Source organism: Nocardia jejuensis NBRC 103114 (genome assembly GCF_001613145.1).
GTDB classification, from domain to species: Bacteria; Actinomycetota; Actinomycetes; order Mycobacteriales; family Mycobacteriaceae; genus Nocardia; species Nocardia jejuensis.
In genome coordinates this window covers 68,031-83,280 of record NZ_BDBU01000045.1, presented here as the reverse complement: position 1 = coordinate 83,280, position 15,250 = coordinate 68,031, and the positions used below count along the sequence as shown (strand labels likewise).

At 67.5% G+C, this 15,250-nt stretch carries 13 protein-coding genes; 11 read left to right on the top strand and 2 right to left on the bottom strand.

From position 1 onward, the window contains the following. Positions 1–7 precede the first annotated feature (7 nt). Positions 8–583, bottom strand: coding sequence for an SRPBCC family protein (locus NJ1_RS30590; RefSeq protein WP_067701152.1), 576 nt, complete (start codon positions 581–583; stop codon positions 8–10). 395 nt (positions 584–978) lie between these two features. Between NJ1_RS30590 and NJ1_RS39435 the strand changes: the two genes are divergently transcribed. From NJ1_RS39435 to NJ1_RS30570, 4 genes are all read left to right on the top strand, one after another. Continuing rightward, positions 979–1,146 carry a hypothetical protein gene (locus NJ1_RS39435; protein ID WP_157574359.1) on the top strand — a complete coding sequence of 56 codons (168 nt, stop codon included), beginning with the start codon at positions 979–981 and terminating at the stop codon, positions 1,144–1,146. Between the two features lie 293 nt (positions 1,147–1,439). Continuing rightward, positions 1,440–2,705, top strand: coding sequence for an aspartate kinase (locus tag NJ1_RS30580; protein WP_067701146.1), 1,266 nt, complete (start codon positions 1,440–1,442; stop codon positions 2,703–2,705). 79 nt (positions 2,706–2,784) lie between these two features. Beyond that, positions 2,785–3,819, top strand: a complete 1,035-nt coding sequence (locus NJ1_RS30575) for an aspartate-semialdehyde dehydrogenase (protein ID WP_067701143.1) — start codon at positions 2,785–2,787, stop codon at positions 3,817–3,819. Positions 3,820–4,488: 669 nt separating this feature from the next. Then, positions 4,489–5,739 (top strand): helix-turn-helix domain-containing protein, encoded by a 1,251-nt coding sequence (locus NJ1_RS30570; RefSeq protein WP_067701140.1) that lies wholly within the window; start codon positions 4,489–4,491, stop codon positions 5,737–5,739. Between the two features lie 44 nt (positions 5,740–5,783). Here NJ1_RS30570 and NJ1_RS30565 read toward each other — a convergent pair whose 3' ends face one another. Further along, the gene (locus tag NJ1_RS30565; protein WP_067701138.1) at positions 5,784–7,142 is read right to left on the bottom strand and encodes a serine hydrolase domain-containing protein; all 1,359 of its coding nucleotides are present in this window, start codon (positions 7,140–7,142) and stop codon (positions 5,784–5,786) included. A gap of 529 nt (positions 7,143–7,671) precedes the next feature. Here NJ1_RS30565 and NJ1_RS30555 point away from each other — a divergent pair. The 7 genes from NJ1_RS30555 (at position 7,672) to NJ1_RS30525 (ending at position 15,204) form a co-directional block, all read left to right on the top strand. Further along, positions 7,672–8,952, top strand: a complete 1,281-nt coding sequence (locus NJ1_RS30555; protein ID WP_067701251.1) for an ATP-binding protein — start codon at positions 7,672–7,674, stop codon at positions 8,950–8,952. Beyond that, positions 8,949–9,677, top strand: a complete 729-nt coding sequence (locus tag NJ1_RS30550; RefSeq protein WP_067701132.1) for a tetratricopeptide repeat protein — start codon at positions 8,949–8,951, stop codon at positions 9,675–9,677. The genes NJ1_RS30555 and NJ1_RS30550 overlap by 4 nt, the downstream gene beginning before the upstream one ends. A gap of 121 nt (positions 9,678–9,798) precedes the next feature. Further along, the gene (locus NJ1_RS30545) at positions 9,799–10,500 is read left to right on the top strand and encodes a tetratricopeptide repeat protein (protein WP_067701129.1); all 702 of its coding nucleotides are present in this window, start codon (positions 9,799–9,801) and stop codon (positions 10,498–10,500) included. Between the two features lie 105 nt (positions 10,501–10,605). Next, complete coding sequence (locus NJ1_RS30540; protein ID WP_157574357.1) at positions 10,606–11,715, top strand: tetratricopeptide repeat protein; 1,110 nt, start codon at positions 10,606–10,608, stop codon at positions 11,713–11,715. A gap of 77 nt (positions 11,716–11,792) precedes the next feature. Then, a complete protein-coding gene (locus NJ1_RS30535; RefSeq protein WP_067701123.1) occupies positions 11,793–12,935 on the top strand; it encodes a PucR family transcriptional regulator in 1,143 nt (380 codons plus the stop codon). 140 nt (positions 12,936–13,075) lie between these two features. Then, entirely contained in the window at positions 13,076–14,059 is a 984-nt protein-coding gene (locus tag NJ1_RS30530; protein ID WP_067701120.1) for an Acg family FMN-binding oxidoreductase, read from the top strand. Between the two features lie 32 nt (positions 14,060–14,091). Then, complete coding sequence (locus tag NJ1_RS30525) at positions 14,092–15,204, top strand: baeRF11 domain-containing protein (protein ID WP_067701117.1); 1,113 nt, start codon at positions 14,092–14,094, stop codon at positions 15,202–15,204. Positions 15,205–15,250: the final 46 nt, after the last annotated feature.

Here is a 15,250-nt window from a genome sequence, read left to right as displayed (position 1 = left end):
TAGAGCGTCAGGCGGTGCCCAGTCTGGGTTCGAAGTTGCCGTTGTAGCGCAGCGGGGGATAGGGGAGCGGTTCGTAGGCGGCGGGAGCCTCCGGCGCGGCCGGTTCGGCATAGGTCACCTCGTCGACCTCGGCCAATCCTCCGATGCCCGTGACCGACTCGACGAAGGCGATGAAGTTCTCGACCAGCGCGTCGCCCTCGCGTCGCGCGGTCCGCTTGAGCAGCATGCCGGGCGCGGGAATCGGCAGGTAGAGCTCGGTGTGGTACCAGATCTCGGTGGCGCCGTCCTCGAGTTCGGTGAGCTCGAACCAGCCCTGGCCGCCGGCTCCGGCGCTGCTCTCGGCGACCTTCCAGGACACCCGGTCCTCGGTGCAGGTGTACTCGACGACCTGCCGATCGGGCCGGCCCATCAGGTTGGCCGAGACGTAGACCCGCTTGGGGCGTCCGAAGTTGTCGCGGCTCGCGACCCGAACGTCCTGGTGCGAGGGTGACCAATCCGGTAGCTGCTCGACCATGAGCAACGCTTCCATCACCTGTTCGGGATCGATGTCGATGACGAATCGGTGATCAGTTTTCGTTCGCATGCAAAGCCTCCAGTCCGGGCACCGATTGTGACCAGCGTCGCTCGACGAGTCAACTACGTGGATCCGGTGCTCAGGTTGCTGGATCTGGCGGTTACATGAATATCGCTGCCCGCCAATGGAATCGGAACAATCGACAGGATTGCGGCGAATCCCGCAGTTCGGCCGCCGCGAAGCCTCGAATCGTCCCGCTCGATCCGATCATGATCATCCCCGCCGCGCCGGGCATTCGAAGCCGCACGGGACGTCCGAATGTTTGCCGGGCACCGCGTCCCGGCGATGTTCGAGGCTCGTCAAATCCACTCTTGAAACCACTTTGTATGTAGTACTACGTCATAATCACTACAAGTAGAGTGAAACGCATGGGGCGGTAAAAAATGTGAAAGCTTGCTTACTGCGTGGCGACCTCCCTCGACGGCATCATCGCAGGTCCGGGCGTCGAGTACGACTTCTGTCCGGTGCCCGGGAAGTTGTTCGGTGGCGAATTCGACCCGACTCCCTTCACGGTCACCGACCGTCGCACCTTCGACAGCGGCACCGAGGTCACCTTGGCCACCCGCTCCTGATTCGACCGGTCATGCGGCGTAGGCGCGGTGGTGAAGCGCGGCCGCCGCCGCGGCCGTTTCAACACGAAGGTGAATGTGTACGTCGCGGTCCGGCGGGGCGGCGAGTGGAGCTTCGCCGCCTTCCACAACACGAAGTTCAGCTGGCTGTTCAATACCCTTACCGGCAGCGAGGATTCGCCCGGTGAGGCGTCTGTCGCGGAGGTCCCCGGGAGGTAGGACGCAAATCGATGGACCTGAGCCGGTAGCCTTGGGGGCTGGTAGCAGCAGTTTGTCGATCTTGGAGGATTTCCGACGTGGCTCTCGTCGTCCAGAAGTACGGAGGATCCTCGGTCGCCACCGCCGAGCGGATCCGCAGGGTCGCCGAGCGAATCGTCGAGACGAAGAAGCAGGGACACGACGTCGTCGTGGTCTGCTCGGCCATGGGTGACACCACCGATGAGCTCCTCGATCTCGCTCAGCAGGTCGCCCCCGCCCCACCCGCGCGCGAAATGGACATGCTCCTCACCTCCGGTGAGCGCATCTCCAACGCACTGGTGGCCATGGCAATTCATTCCCTCGGCGCCGAGGCTCGGTCCTTCACCGGCTCACAAGCCGGTGTCATCACGACCGGAACGCACGGCAACGCGAAGATCATCGATGTGGCTCCCGGCCGGGTGCAGAACGCTCTGGCCGAGGGAACCATCGTGCTGGTCGCGGGCTTCCAGGGCGTGTCCCAGGACAGCAAGGACGTGACCACGCTGGGACGTGGCGGTTCCGACACCACCGCGGTGGCCCTGGCCGCCGCGCTCAATGCCGACGTGTGCGAGATCTACACCGACGTGGACGGCGTTTTCTCCGCCGACCCGCGCATCGTCACCGACGCCCAGAAGCTGGACACCGTCTCCTACGAGGAAATGCTGGAGATGGCCGCCTGCGGCTCGAAAGTTCTGATGCTGCGCTGCGTCGAGTACGCGCGCCGCTACAACGTGCCGGTCCATGTGCGCTCGTCGTACACGGACAAGACCGGCACACTGATTTCCGGATCGATGGAGGACATCCCGTTGGAGCAAGCAATCCTCACGGGCGTCGCGCACGACCGCAGCGAGGCCAAGGTGACAGTCGTCGGTATCCCCGACAAGCCGGGCTACGCCGCCAAGGTGTTCCGCTCGGTCGCCGATGCCGAGATCAATATCGACATGGTGCTGCAGAACGTCTCGAAGGTGGAGACGGGCAAGACCGACATCACCTTCACCCTGCCCAAGCTCGATGGCCCCCGTGCGGTGGAGATGCTCACCAAGCAGCAGGGCGAGATCGGCTTCTCCCAGGTCGTGTACGACGATCACGTCGGCAAGGTCTCCCTGGTCGGCGCGGGCATGAAGTCGCATCCGGGCGTGACCGCCACCTTCTGTGAGTCGCTGGCGGACGCGGGGATCAACATCGATCTGATCTCCACCTCCGAGATCCGCATCTCGGTGCTGGTCCGGGACAACGATCTGGACGAGGCCGTGAAGGTGCTGCACACGGCCTTCGAGCTGGGTGGCGACGAGGTAGCCGTGGTGCACGGCGGGACGGGGCGCTGACATGTTCGGGTCAGGCGCGGAGATGGCAGCGCAGCGTAACCGCGTAGCGCTCCCGAACATGTTGAAAGGACACTGATTCATGGGTGTGCGTGTAGGTGTGGTGGGCGCGACCGGTCAGGTCGGCGCTGTCATGCGAAAGCTGTTGGAGGAGCGCAACTTCCCGGCGGACGAGGTGCGGTTCTTCGCGTCCGCGCGCTCGGCCGGTAAGAAGCTGTCCTTCCGCGGCCAGGAGATCGAGGTCGAGGACACCGAGACCGCCGATCCCAGTGGCCTCGATATCGCGCTGTTCTCCGCCGGGGCCACCATGTCCCGGGTGCAGGCTCCGCGCTTCGCGGCGGCAGGCGTCACCGTCATCGACAATTCGTCGGCCTGGCGCAAGGATCCCGAGGTTCCGCTGGTCGTCTCCGAGGTGAACCCGGAGGCCACGCGCAACCTGGTCAAGGGCATCATCGCGAACCCGAACTGCACCACCATGGCCGCCATGCCGGTGCTCAAGGTGCTGCACGACGAGGCCGGCCTGCAGCGGCTGATCATCTCCAGCTACCAGGCGGTGTCCGGCAGCGGCCTGGCCGGCGTCGAGGAACTGGTCTCGCAGGTGCGCGCGGTTATCGGCGATGCCGAGAAGCTCGTGCACAGCGGTTCGGCGGTCGAGTTCCCCGCGCCGAACAAGTACGTCGCGCCGATTGCCTTCGACGTGATCCCGCTCGCCGGTGCGCTGGTGGACGACGGCTCCTTCGAGACCGACGAGGATCAGAAGCTGCGCAACGAGTCCCGCAAGATCCTGGGTCTGCCGGGTCTGTTGGTCAGCGGCACCTGTGTGCGCGTTCCGGTGCTGACCGGACACTCGCTGTCGATCAATGCCGAATTCGCCGAACCGCTTTCGGTCGCTCGCGCCACCGAACTGCTGTCCAAGGCCCCCGGCGTCAAGCTGACCGATGTCCCGACACCACTGGCCGCCGCCGGTATCGACGAGTCCCTCGTGGGCCGAATTCGCCAGGATCCGGGCGTCCCGGACGGACGCGGACTCGCGTTGTTCGTCTCCGGCGACAATCTGCGCAAGGGCGCGGCACTGAACACGATTCAGATCGCCGAGGTTCTGCTCGCGGACCGCTGATCGAAGAATGAAGAAGCGGGCTGTTTCGATCCTTCGGGATCGAAACAGCCCGTTTTCTTATTTCGGGGGAGAAGGGCGCTCGGCTGTCCATTGATGGTCACTTCGATACTGTGCGGTCTCAAATGCGCCGCCGGTCGTTCCGCAATTGCGTGACCGGTTCGGTAATCGAGCGGCATGCCGCTCGGAAAGCGCAGGCACACATGAACTTCGCCGGTTTTCGGGGTGGTCGTCCGCTGCCGGTTCGGTGGGTGTGGGCTGGGCTTTTCTGTGCCGATGAGTCACGGAATCCTTGGTGCGCGGGACGGATGTCGATGCTGCGGGTGGTGTGTTCACAACCGGTGCTGGAATACTCACCGGCGGAGGCCTGTTTGCCGCGAACCACATTGCCGCACCGCCGATTCCGACATCGGGTCGGAAGAAGTAAAGTGCGCCGGGCATGATTACCTCTTGTTGCCCGATTGGTTCGGCGGGTCCTCTTCGCACGGTGAACACAGAAAAATTGCGGTGCAATAAGAAAAATACATGTTCCATACTGTGCGCCGTAAGCTCCCCGGGTCTGGAATCCTTGTCCGAAGATCCAATCGGAAGGAGAAGGGCATGTCGGACATCGACGAAACAAGCGGGCGGTGACGGCCGGGAAAGCCGATCAGGCAGAAGGAGTTTGACCCGGTGGCCGAAAGTACCCTTGGGGCACGGGTAGCGGAGTTACGCCGGCGGCGGGGACTATCGCAGAAAGAGTTGGGCGCGGCGATCAGGCGCTCGGAAAGCTGGGTTTCCCAGGTCGAACGGGACGTACTGCCGGTCGAAAGACTGTCGGTCCTGCAACGGCTTGCGGATGTACTCGGTGTGGCAGTGCGGGATCTGCGGCCGGAAGCGGCCGAACCGTTGGCCGCGGACCGCGGCGACGGGCACAGACCCGGCTCGGCTGTATTCGAGCAATTGCGTCTGCTGCTCACCGGACATCCGGCGCTGGAGCAACTGTTCGGTGACGAGGACGATCGCACTCTCGCGAGGAGTGCGGACGACGAGTTATCGGAACTGCGACAGCGAGTGGAACTGGCATGGCAGCTGGCTCACGAGTCGAGACTCGTGGAGGTCGGCGGCATTCTGCTGGAACTGATTCCGGATCTCGAGCATGCGGCTCGATCCCCGTCGGCGAAGCGGCCGGAGGTGCTGGCACTACTGTCACGCGCCTACCAGGTGGCCGCGACCGCCTTCACCCGTCAAGAAGAAGTGGATGCGGCCTGGGTGGCCGCGGACAGAGCGTTGTCCGCTGCCGAGGAATCCGGGGACGCGCTCAGCGTCGTCGCCGGGACCTACCGAATGGCGCAGGCATTCCTACGATTGCAAAGGCTCGAGCAGGCCGAACGAGCGGCTCGGGTATCGGTGGCGGCTCTGACGGCGCAGGTGGCCGACGAGTCCCGCTCACGTCCGGAAGTGTTGTCGCTCTACGGATCTCTCCAGCTGATGCTGGCCGTGATCGCGGCGACCGACGGAAATCGGGTCGCGGCCCGCGCGGGCTTGACCGCCGCGCGCACCGTCGCCGAGCGACTCGGCGAGGGCCGCAACGATTTCGACACCGAATTCGGCCCGACCAGTGTCGCGGTGCACGCGGTGGCGGTGGCCGTCGAATTGGGCGATGCCGGAGAAGCGCTCGACACCGCGCGCACGGTGAACGCCTCGGTGCTCTCACCGGAGCGCCAAGCCCGATTCCTGGTCGACGTCGCCCGCGCACACGCCCAGCGGCGGCAGGCACAGGAGGCTCTGGACGCGTTGCTCAATGCCGAGCGGCTGACACCGGAGCTGGTTCACAACGATCATCGCGCGCGTGAAGTGGTGCGGGATCTCTTACAGTTCGCGGGCCGCCGTCCCGCGGACGAACTGCGCGAGCTGGCCGGGCGCGCGGCCGTCACACCCTGAGAGCCCGCACTCGCTGCGGCCAGCCCGCGACGAGTGCGGGTCGGTCAGCGAATGCCCGGGGTGCGTGGGTCGGTGCCCACGCATGCCAGTAGCACGCATCCCGGCGGCGCGTCGGTGAACGGCGACGCCAGCGGAATGTTCAAGCAGGACAGCACATTGCAGCCCGGAAAGGCAGCCGGGCCGGCGCCGAACACCGCGAGCGCGATATCGGTGTCGAAGTAGGCGCTCGCGTCGAAAGTCTGTGGAACCTCCACGTAGGGGCCCGGTTCGGGGACCGGGCTGTCGTGGAACGCGGCGAAAAGGCGGCGGAAGAACTCGTGCGCGGGTTCCCGTCCGTACTGCAGGATTCCGGTGGGGCCCCGGCCGGTGTGCACGCCGAACAGCCCGGTCCACACCACCATGAGATCCAGGCTCGGCACGATGTACACGTGCTGAAGGCCGAAGCCGGACATGGAATACGCGTCGGCCGGCAGGAAGTCGGGGTTCTCCGCGCAGCCGGGCCCGAGCCAGAAGAGGTATCCGTAGCAGTCGCTGGTCGCGGAGTGCGCCCTCGCGCGCCGCAGATAGTCCGCCGAGACGATCCGCTGCCCGTTCCACTCGCCGTCGTTCGCGGTCACCATGCCGAGCCGGGCGAGGTCCAGCGGCGGAATCGTCAGGTGCGCGTAACCGTAGGTGTGCCCCGAGCGGTCCCTGGCCCAGTAGTAGTCACCGCGTTCGATTCCGATGGGGCCGAACAGTTCTCGCTGCGCGAAGTCCTGCAGCGACTCGCCGACGGCCAGTTCGATGACGTAGGAGAGCAGGTCGACATTGCGCTGGCTGTAGGAGAACGCGCTGCCCGGGGGAGTGGCGAACGGGACGGCCAGCGCCTGCACCGCGCTGAACGGGTCGACCGGCACCACGCCGGTGACGCCCTCGGTGACCACGCCGATGCGCAGCCCGGAGGTCTCCGTCAGCAGGTTCTCGACCGTGATCGCCCGGTGTGCGGCATCGCCCAGTCCGGGCGGGAGGTAGCGGTCGATGGGCGCCGCGATATCGAGTTCACCACGGTCCCAGGCGATTCCGGCCAGCAGTGAGACGACGCTCTTGGTGACGCTCCAGACGTTCCAGGGAACGCGGCCGGTCTCGGCATTGGTGGGGCCCTCGCCGATCAGGCAGTTGTGCCGGAAGATCTGCACGTTCAAGCGATTCCGGTCCGCCGCGAACGTCAGCGCCTCGGCCAGCCGCTGTGTGTCCAGGCCCTGCTGCTCGGGGGTGGCCCGCTCGAACTCGCGTCCGATGGGTGCGGCGCACCGCGATTCATCGGGTGCCGCTCGTGCGCTCGGGTGGCCGATGCCGCCCCCGAGAAGCACGATGCTCGCCGTCAACACCACCGCGACCGCGCGGGCCGACCCCAGGCGCATCATGTGTTTCAGGCTAACGGCCCGGTGGTGCGTATCGCGGGAGCTCCGCGCAATGTTCGCCCGATCGCGATCCGGTGTTCGTCCCGCAGGCCGCGGTGTTCGCGTGATGGTGTGCGCTCGCCCACCTGACGGCCGCGGACGGTGCGATCGCCGACCCGCGAACGCGCGGTGTCGTCGAACGCACAGGGTCGTCGAACGGGCGGATTCGCCGAACGCACAGGGTCGTCGAACGGGCGGTGCCGCCGAACGCACGATGCCGCCAGGCGGGGGGAGTCCTGGCGGCATATGCCCGCAGCGAAAGCTGCGAAGTGAGCGCCGACGCCCAACAAGCGCCTCTCGGCGAGTGGTCGCTCGTAGCGACGAAGGGTGAGGCCCGGGGCTGTTCCGACGCCGGCAATGGTGATCAACCGGGAGCCTCGCGAATCTATTCCGGGTCCGGGGCTGTGACCTGCGCAACCCGAATCACGTGGTGCGTTGTCGCCCCGACCGTTTAGCATTCGGCGCAAGAGGTTGGATTTCCATGGGGGAGCGCGTGACCGAAGATCCGGTGATCACCGAACTGTTGACCGTGCTCGAGAGCAACCCGGACCTGCTCCCGCTTCGCGTTCGGGTGATCGAACTGCTTGCGGACCGCGGCCGCTACGCCGAGGCGCTCACCCACTGCGCCACCGCCCTGGCGCAGGATCGCACGCACGGCCCGGCGATGGCGCTGCTGCAGCGCTGCACCGCCGCGCTGGCCGGTGGGCCGCCGCCGGTCCCGGCCACCGCACCGCCGGAGGACATCGAGAAGCGGCCCGCCGACTCGCGCGGTCCCGCGGAGCCCGCCGCGGCTCCCGGATTCGACTGGCACGCCGCCGAACAGGAGGTCGGTGACATCATCGCGCCCGCCTTCGTGACCGGTGATCCCGCGCTGTACGCCGAGGGCGATGTCGGCATGTTCGATCGCCCGGCCCTCACGCTCGCCGACGTCGGCGGCATGGATCACGTCAAGGATCAGCTGGAGCTGTCCCTGCTCGGCCCCATGCGAAATCCGGAATTCGCCAGGGCCTTCCGCACCAGTGCGCGCGGGGGTCTGCTGCTGTACGGCCCGCCCGGCTGCGGCAAGACCTTCATCGCCTCGGCGGTGGCGGGCGAGCTCGGCGCCGATTTCGTCTCGATCGAGATCGCCGACGTGCTGGACATGTACATCGGCCAGAGCGAGCGCAATCTGCATCAGATCTTCGAGACGGCTCGTCGCAAGGCCCCGTGCGTCCTGTTCTTCGACGAGATCGATGCGCTGGGGCACAAGCGAAGTCAGCTCTCGCATTCGGCGAACATGCGCGCGGTGATCAACCAGCTCCTCAACGAGATGGACTCGATGGCGGGCAACAACGAGGGCGTCTACGTGATCGGCGCGACCAACCACCCGTGGGATGTGGACGTGGCGCTGCGCCGCCCCGGCCGTTTCGATCGGATGATCCTGGTGGCGCTGCCCGATGCCGCGGCCCGCGTCTCGATCCTGCGGCACCACCTGAAGGACCGTCCCGTCACGGGCATCGATCTGGAAGCACTGGCGGCCCGCACCGAGAACTTCTCGGGTGCGGACCTCGCCCATATCTGTAATTCCGCCACCCAGTTCGCCATGGCCGACTCGATTCGGAGCGGCACCGTGCGCCCGGTCGGCATGGCCGATCTCGACCGCGCCCTCGCCCAGGTCCGGCCCAGCACCACGGCCTGGTTCGAATCCGCCCGCAACGTAGTCGAATTCGCCAATAACGACGGCACCTACGACGACCTGGCGACCTACATGAAGGACAAGAAGTTCCTCCGGTGAACGACCGGATCGCCAAGGCGTGGGTTCTGGCGGATCTGGGCAGGCTCGAGCGCGCGCGGGAACTGCTGGCCGAGGTGCTGGCCGGCGATCCGGACAATCCGTTGGCCCTGGTGCACCTGGCGGATGTGGCGTTGCGACTGGGCGAGAACGATCGCGCGCTCGAGCACACCTCGGCGGCACTGCGGGTGTCACCGGAATTCACCGCCGCGTGGCGGGTCCGGGCGGTGGCGCTGGTGCGTTCCTCCCGTGCGCCGCACCATGATCGGCCGGATCGGCACCGGCGGATGGCCGACGCCGAGTCGGCCGCGCGCCGCGCGCTGGAGCTCGACACCGAGGACACCGACAGTCTGCGGGTGCTGGCCACGGTGCTGCAGTACTCCGATCCCGAAGCCGCCGTGCGCTATCTGGACCACGCCCTCGAGGTCGCGCCGGACGGGGTCCGGCTGCACGTCCTGCGGGGTGCGGTGCTGCGGCGGATGAAGAATCACGATCCGCGGTACACGGAGCTGGCCGAGGCCGCCTTCCGCGAGGCGCTGCGCCTGGACCCGTCGAACGCAGAGGCCGTGTATCGACTGGCCCGAATCGAGCGGGGTCGCGGAAATTTCGACACGGCCGCCGAATTGTTCAGGCGCACCGCGCTTCTGGATCCCGAGTACGCCGACGAGGCGCGCCGCAACCTGGCCGCCCTCACTCACCTGCGGGTTCCGAACCAGCCTGCGGAATAAGCGAATTCGCCGTATATCGGCGCCATCCCGACCCCGCGCCACTCGCGGGACGAATATCCGGCAGCCCCGGACGAGAGAAAGGGCGATCGCGCCGAGCGGTCGTCACCGGAGAGGTACACGCGTGAACAACCCCATCGATTCGACCGGCGTTCTGGATCGGTTGCGGCGGTTCGACCCCGAGCGGTGGCGTCAGGGCGGCCCGGCGGAGATCGAACGCGGTGAGGCGGCGGTGCGCGAGGTGCTGCGCGCCGATCCCGAAAACGTCGACGCCGTACACGAGTTGGCCATGGTGGACTGGCTGGCCGGCCGCCGGCGTGCCGCCATCGTGCGATTGCGCAAGGTGGCCAAGCTCGACCCGGCCCGCGCCCGCGAAGTGGACGAGCAGATCGCGAGCATCGAGGCCGAGGAGAGCCGGATCCTCTCGGCCAAGTACACCCGTGAGCTGGAACAGGAGGAGGCCGAGGCAGCCCGGGCGGCCGAGGTCGCCGAGCGGCGCGCGGCGGTGCGCGCCGAGGCGGGCGAGCGATCGCTGCGGCGCGCGGAGCGGTCCGTGGCGAAGCAGCGCCCGGATCTGGATCAGGCGGTGCGCTTCTGGAAGCCGACGGCCGGAGTCGGTGTCGCGGTGGCCTTCTTCGTCTTCAAGCTGGTGGTGGGTTGCTCCGCCGAGGCCGACGACGATTCGCAACCGGTACGGCCGGACGCCCCGATCACCCAGACCACCCAGACGGCCCTGGACCGGCAGCGGCAACAACAGCAGCTGCTGCGTGACATCGAGCAGTATGCGTCGCGAACGCCGATCCCACCGGTCCCGGCGCCACGCTGAACCCGCTGTACGGCAACGGTTCCGGCTGACGAGCCGACCTCTGTCGCGGCACAGGGCGCAACCGGACGCGCGATGCCGACGAGCCGTCCCGGGAGGTAGGTGACGATGGACAGCAAGATCGACAAGGCGTGGGTCCTGATGGACCTGGGCCGGCTCGAGGGCGCTCGGGAGATGCTGGGCGAGGTCCTGGCAGGCGACCCCGAGAATGCCCTCGCGCTGGCCGTCATGGCCGAGGTGGCCCTGCGCATGCGCGAGCCCGAGCGTGCCCTCGAGTACAGCGCCACCGCGCTGCGGCTGATGCCCGACAGTACGTTCGTGTGGCGGATCCGGGCGCTGGCCGAGGGGCAAGTGGCCTCGGGCACCGAAGATCCGGTGCTCGTGCGGGAATGCCGAGGCCGGGCGCTGGACGCGGCGCAGCGGGCCGTGGACCTGGATCCCGATGATGTCGACAATCTGCGAATTCTTGCTGCCACACAGCGGCATTCGGATCCCGATGCCGCGCTGCGCACACTCGCGCGGGCGCTCGAGATCGATCCGGACAACGTGCGATTGCACGTGCTGCGCGGTGCCGTTCTGCGCCTGAATCTCCCGCGCAATCTGCGTGACCCGAGCTCGCTCGCCAACGCGGAGAAGGCGTTTCACCGGGCGCTGGAACTGGAACCCGAGAATATCGAGGCCCTTTTCGAACTGGGTCGCATCGATCTGATGCGCGGGGACAACGAGGCGGCGAAGGACAGGTTCCGCCTGGTCGCCAGGCTCGACACCAGCGCCGCGGGCGCGGTCCGCGAGATGCTCGAATGGATCGCCGAGGAGGAGCAGCGGCTCGCCCAGGCCGAATTCGAGGCTGTCGCCGAGGCAGAGGCGTGGTCGCACCTGCGGGCCGCGGCCCAGCCGCCGCCGGGCCCGTTCGCCGCGTACGAGCCGGCGAATCGTCCGCGCAGCTGGTGGGTCAAGCTCGTCGCGGGGCTGATCGGCCTGGTGATCCTGAATGTGGTGATCGCCGGTACCTCCGATACCGCACCGCGCCGCACCCCCACGCGGACGGCGGTTCCGACCTATCTGCCCGCCCCTAGCTTTCGCCGGTTTCCGGCCACTCTGGAACCTCCGTTCCGTGACTGGCCGTCGAATTTCCCGCGCCCCACCTACCGGACCCCGCCCCCGTCCGCGCGGACGCCACCTCCGACCACCCCTGGTCCGGCGGTGCCGCCCGGGTGAATCCCTTCCGAAGAGCGTCGGACACCCCGGCTCGGATAGGCGAAAGGGGCAGGTCTCGCCGGTAGGGTTCGATCTCGATGGGCACCGACGAGGCGGTTCAGGGGTACCTGTCCCGGGTGCTGTCCGATGACACCTCGGACCTGGCGGCCATGCTCTTCGAGCGATTCCGGCGAGAAGTGCCCTCCTACGACGCACTCGATGCCGACGCGGTCACGCCCTCCATCGCCGACGCCTTCCAGCGATTGACCACGGCGTTGCGCGAGGCCCGCGAATTCACCCCGGCCGAGCTGGCCGAGTACCGGGCATACGGCGGTCTGCGCGCCGAGCAGGGAATTCCGCTGGAGGCGATGCTGCGCACCTGGCAGATTGCGATTCACGAGATCTTCCAGCAGATCAGCGGCTCGCCGCTGTGGCGCGAGGTGACCAGCGCGACGGCCGGGCGGATCCTGGGAGCCCTGCTGTCGGTGAGCGATCAGGCCACCGTGGCGTTCAGCGCCGGGCATCGCGACGCCGAGGCCCGGATGAGCCGCAGGCTCGACAGCAGGCGCGACGATCTGGTGCGCGCTCTGTTCGGTGGCCGGTTGAGTGTGGACGAATTGCGAAGGCAGGTGCAGCACTTCGGGTTACGGCTCGACGAGCGCTATGCCGCGTTTCGAGTGATCGTGGTGGATGCCGCCGTGGTCGAGCAGACGGAGTGGGAGTTCCGGCAGCTGGCGGCCTGCCGTCCACCGCACGGGCTGGCCGCCATGCTGGACGGTGATGTGGTGGGTGTCTGCTCCGCGGAGCCGGGCTCGTTGAGCGTGGCCGGCGCGTACGTGGGGGTCGGTCCGCTCGCGGATATCGATCAGCTGTCCCGGTCCTTCGACATCGCCTCGCGGGTGGCCGAGGCGGCCCGGCTGTTCGATCGGCTCGGCGAGCACACGCTCACCGATATGGGAATCCTGACGGCGGTGGTCGGAAACAGCGACGTCGGGGCCGCCATGTGCGAACGATTCATCGTGCCCGTCGAGAACGCCGATCCCTCGATCCTGCAGACCGTGGACTGTTATCTCTCCACCGGACTGAACGCCTCCGAGGCGGCGCAGAAGCTGTATCTGCACCACAACACGGTCCGGAACCGGTTGGCCCGATTCGAGGAGCTGACCGGGGCGAGCTTCAAGGACGCGGGCGTGGCGGTGCAGGTCTGGTGGGCCCTGCGCTATCGCGAGATCGGGCATTAGTCGCATCGGCGACATTCGCTGATTGTTCGCAGGTGACAGCCCGAGCCGAGCAGCGCTGTGAAACTTCACCGCCCGATCGGACCTTTCATCTGGAACCATCGTTGTGGAGACCACTCCGGAAAGGATGGAACGCGCTGCCCATGGCCTTTGTGAAACCCAGTGTGGAAGTTTTCGAATCCGCCGTAGCGCTGGCGGTTCGTGCGCCTTCGGTGCACAACACCCAGCCCTGGCGATGGAGGCTCTCGGAAACGGCCATCCACCTGTACGCCGACGCATCGCGGCAGTTGAGTGTCACCGACCCGACCCAGCGTGAATTGCTGATGAGTTGCGGTGCTGCCCTGCATCACATGAGAGTGGCCCTGGCGATGCTCGGCTGGTCGGCTCGGGTCACGCATTGTCCGGATCCGGACGACCCCGATCATCTGGCTCGCATCCAGCTCACCGCCGCGCATCCGACCGCGGCCGATATCGAACTCGCCGCCGCCATCGCGCACCGGCGTTCCGATCGTCGCCGTTATGGTTCGCGCGAGGTGCAGAGTCGGCACGTGCGCACGGTGTCGGGCAGTGCGGCCGCGAGCGGCGCGGTGGCCCGGCAGGTACCCGCGAGCCTCCGTGCACCGCTGGCCCGCGCCGCGCACCTCGCGGCCGATCGGCACGCCGCCGACGACGACTATCTCGGCGAGCTGGCCAGTTGGACCGGTCGCACCGATTCCACCGACGGTGTCCCGGCCGGCAGCACTCCGCCGTTCCGGCCGCAGGACGAGGTCCCGCAGCGGGCGTTCACGCACGCGACCCTGACCGACACCGATGAGGAGACCGACGCCTCGGAATGGCTGGTGGTCTGCACCGCCTCCGACACCCGCGTCGACCAGCTGCGCGCGGGCGAGGCCGCCAGCGCGCTGCTGCTCACCGCGACCGGCCTCGGCCTGGCCAGCTGTATGCAGACCGAGCCGCTGGAGCTGCCCGATCTGCGCGCGGCCATTCGCACCGAGCTGCTCTACGACTGCGCGTTCCCGCACGCGATCATCCGGCTCGGCTGGCTGCCCGCCACGGCGGCTCCGCTGCGATCCATTCCGCGTCGTGACCCGGCGGAGGTGATCGACACTCCCGCATCCGCGCACTGATCAGCGAGATTCCGACATCAGGAGGAAAACCGATGCTGCACACAGACATTCCGACCCGCCGCGAGATCGAGACGTTGGCCGCGGCCACCGATCCGTGGTCCGTGTCGATCTACACGCCCACCGAGGCGGACGTGGCCGACCCGGACGCGCACCGGATCCGGTTCGGCAATCAGGTGCGTGAGGCGCTGGAGCGGGTCACCGATCCGGCCGCGAAATCCGAACTGCGGCAGGAGTTCGACGACCTGATCGACGACGAGGACTTCTGGCGCTTCCAGTCCCGGTCCCTGGTGGTGCTCGCGACGCCGACCCGATTGCGCACCTACCGGGTGCCCAATCGACTGGAGGCGGCGGTGTCGGTGAACGATCGGTTCCTGCTGACCTCGCTGCTGCGGGCGATCACCTTCCCGCAGACCGCGTTCGTGCTCGCGCTGTCCGAGGGCGCGGTACGGCTGGTCGAGATCACCGGCGACGCTCCCGCCGAAGAGGTCCGGGTATCCGGATTGCCCAGCAGCGCTTCGGATTACGCACGCAAGGCCTCGCTCAGCGGGCGTGCGCCCAAGGGGCGCATCCAGGGCACCGAGGGGCGCAAGCTGCGGGTGCGGCAGTTCGCCCGCGCTGTCGATCAGCAATTGCGAGATGTGCTGTCCGGGCGTGATGTTCCGCTGATCCTGGCCGCGACCGAGCCCATCGATTCGCTGTTCCGCGCCGAGAACAGCTACCACGCGCTGCTGGCCGAGAGCATCCCCGGCAATCCGGAGCACACCTCCGACGACGAGCTGTCCGCCCGGTCCCGTGAGGTGCTCGATCGCCACTATGCCGACGAGCTGGCAACTCTGGCAACGCTTTTCGAAGATCGTCGATCGCAGGGGCGCGGACTGGTCGACCTGTCGGACATCGCCCGCGCCGCCACCTTCGGCATGGTCGACACTCTGCTGGTGGACATCGATTCCAGCGTTCCGGGCACGCTCGCGCCGCAGGACGGGGCCGTCACCTTCGATTCCCCGGCCACCGCGGTCGAGGGCGCGGATGTGCTGGACGAGATCGCCCGGCGCGTGATCCTCACCGGTGGCCGCGTGCTGGCCGTGCGCTCCGACGATGTGCCCGACAAGGGCAAGGCCGCGGCGATCCTGCGGTACGCCCCCTAGCCGATCCGCAGGCCAAGCCCGGTCGAGCGGCACGTCGCCGAGACTC

What these genes read in the sequence shown, in the direction of transcription:
- NJ1_RS30590 (WP_067701152.1), bottom strand. Translation starts at nt 583, where the DNA reads ATGCGAACGAAAACTGATCACCGATTCGTCATCGACATCGATCCCGAA.
- NJ1_RS30575 (WP_067701143.1), top strand. Translation starts at nt 2,785, where the DNA reads ATGGGTGTGCGTGTAGGTGTGGTGGGCGCGACCGGTCAGGTCGGCGCT.
- NJ1_RS30565 (WP_067701138.1), bottom strand. Translation starts at nt 7,142, where the DNA reads ATGATGCGCCTGGGGTCGGCCCGCGCGGTCGCGGTGGTGTTGACGGCG.
- NJ1_RS30540 (WP_157574357.1), top strand. Translation starts at nt 10,606, where the DNA reads ATGGACAGCAAGATCGACAAGGCGTGGGTCCTGATGGACCTGGGCCGG.
- NJ1_RS30535 (WP_067701123.1), top strand. Translation starts at nt 11,793, where the DNA reads ATGGGCACCGACGAGGCGGTTCAGGGGTACCTGTCCCGGGTGCTGTCC.
- NJ1_RS30530 (WP_067701120.1), top strand. Translation starts at nt 13,076, where the DNA reads ATGGCCTTTGTGAAACCCAGTGTGGAAGTTTTCGAATCCGCCGTAGCG.
- NJ1_RS30525 (WP_067701117.1), top strand. Translation starts at nt 14,092, where the DNA reads ATGCTGCACACAGACATTCCGACCCGCCGCGAGATCGAGACGTTGGCC.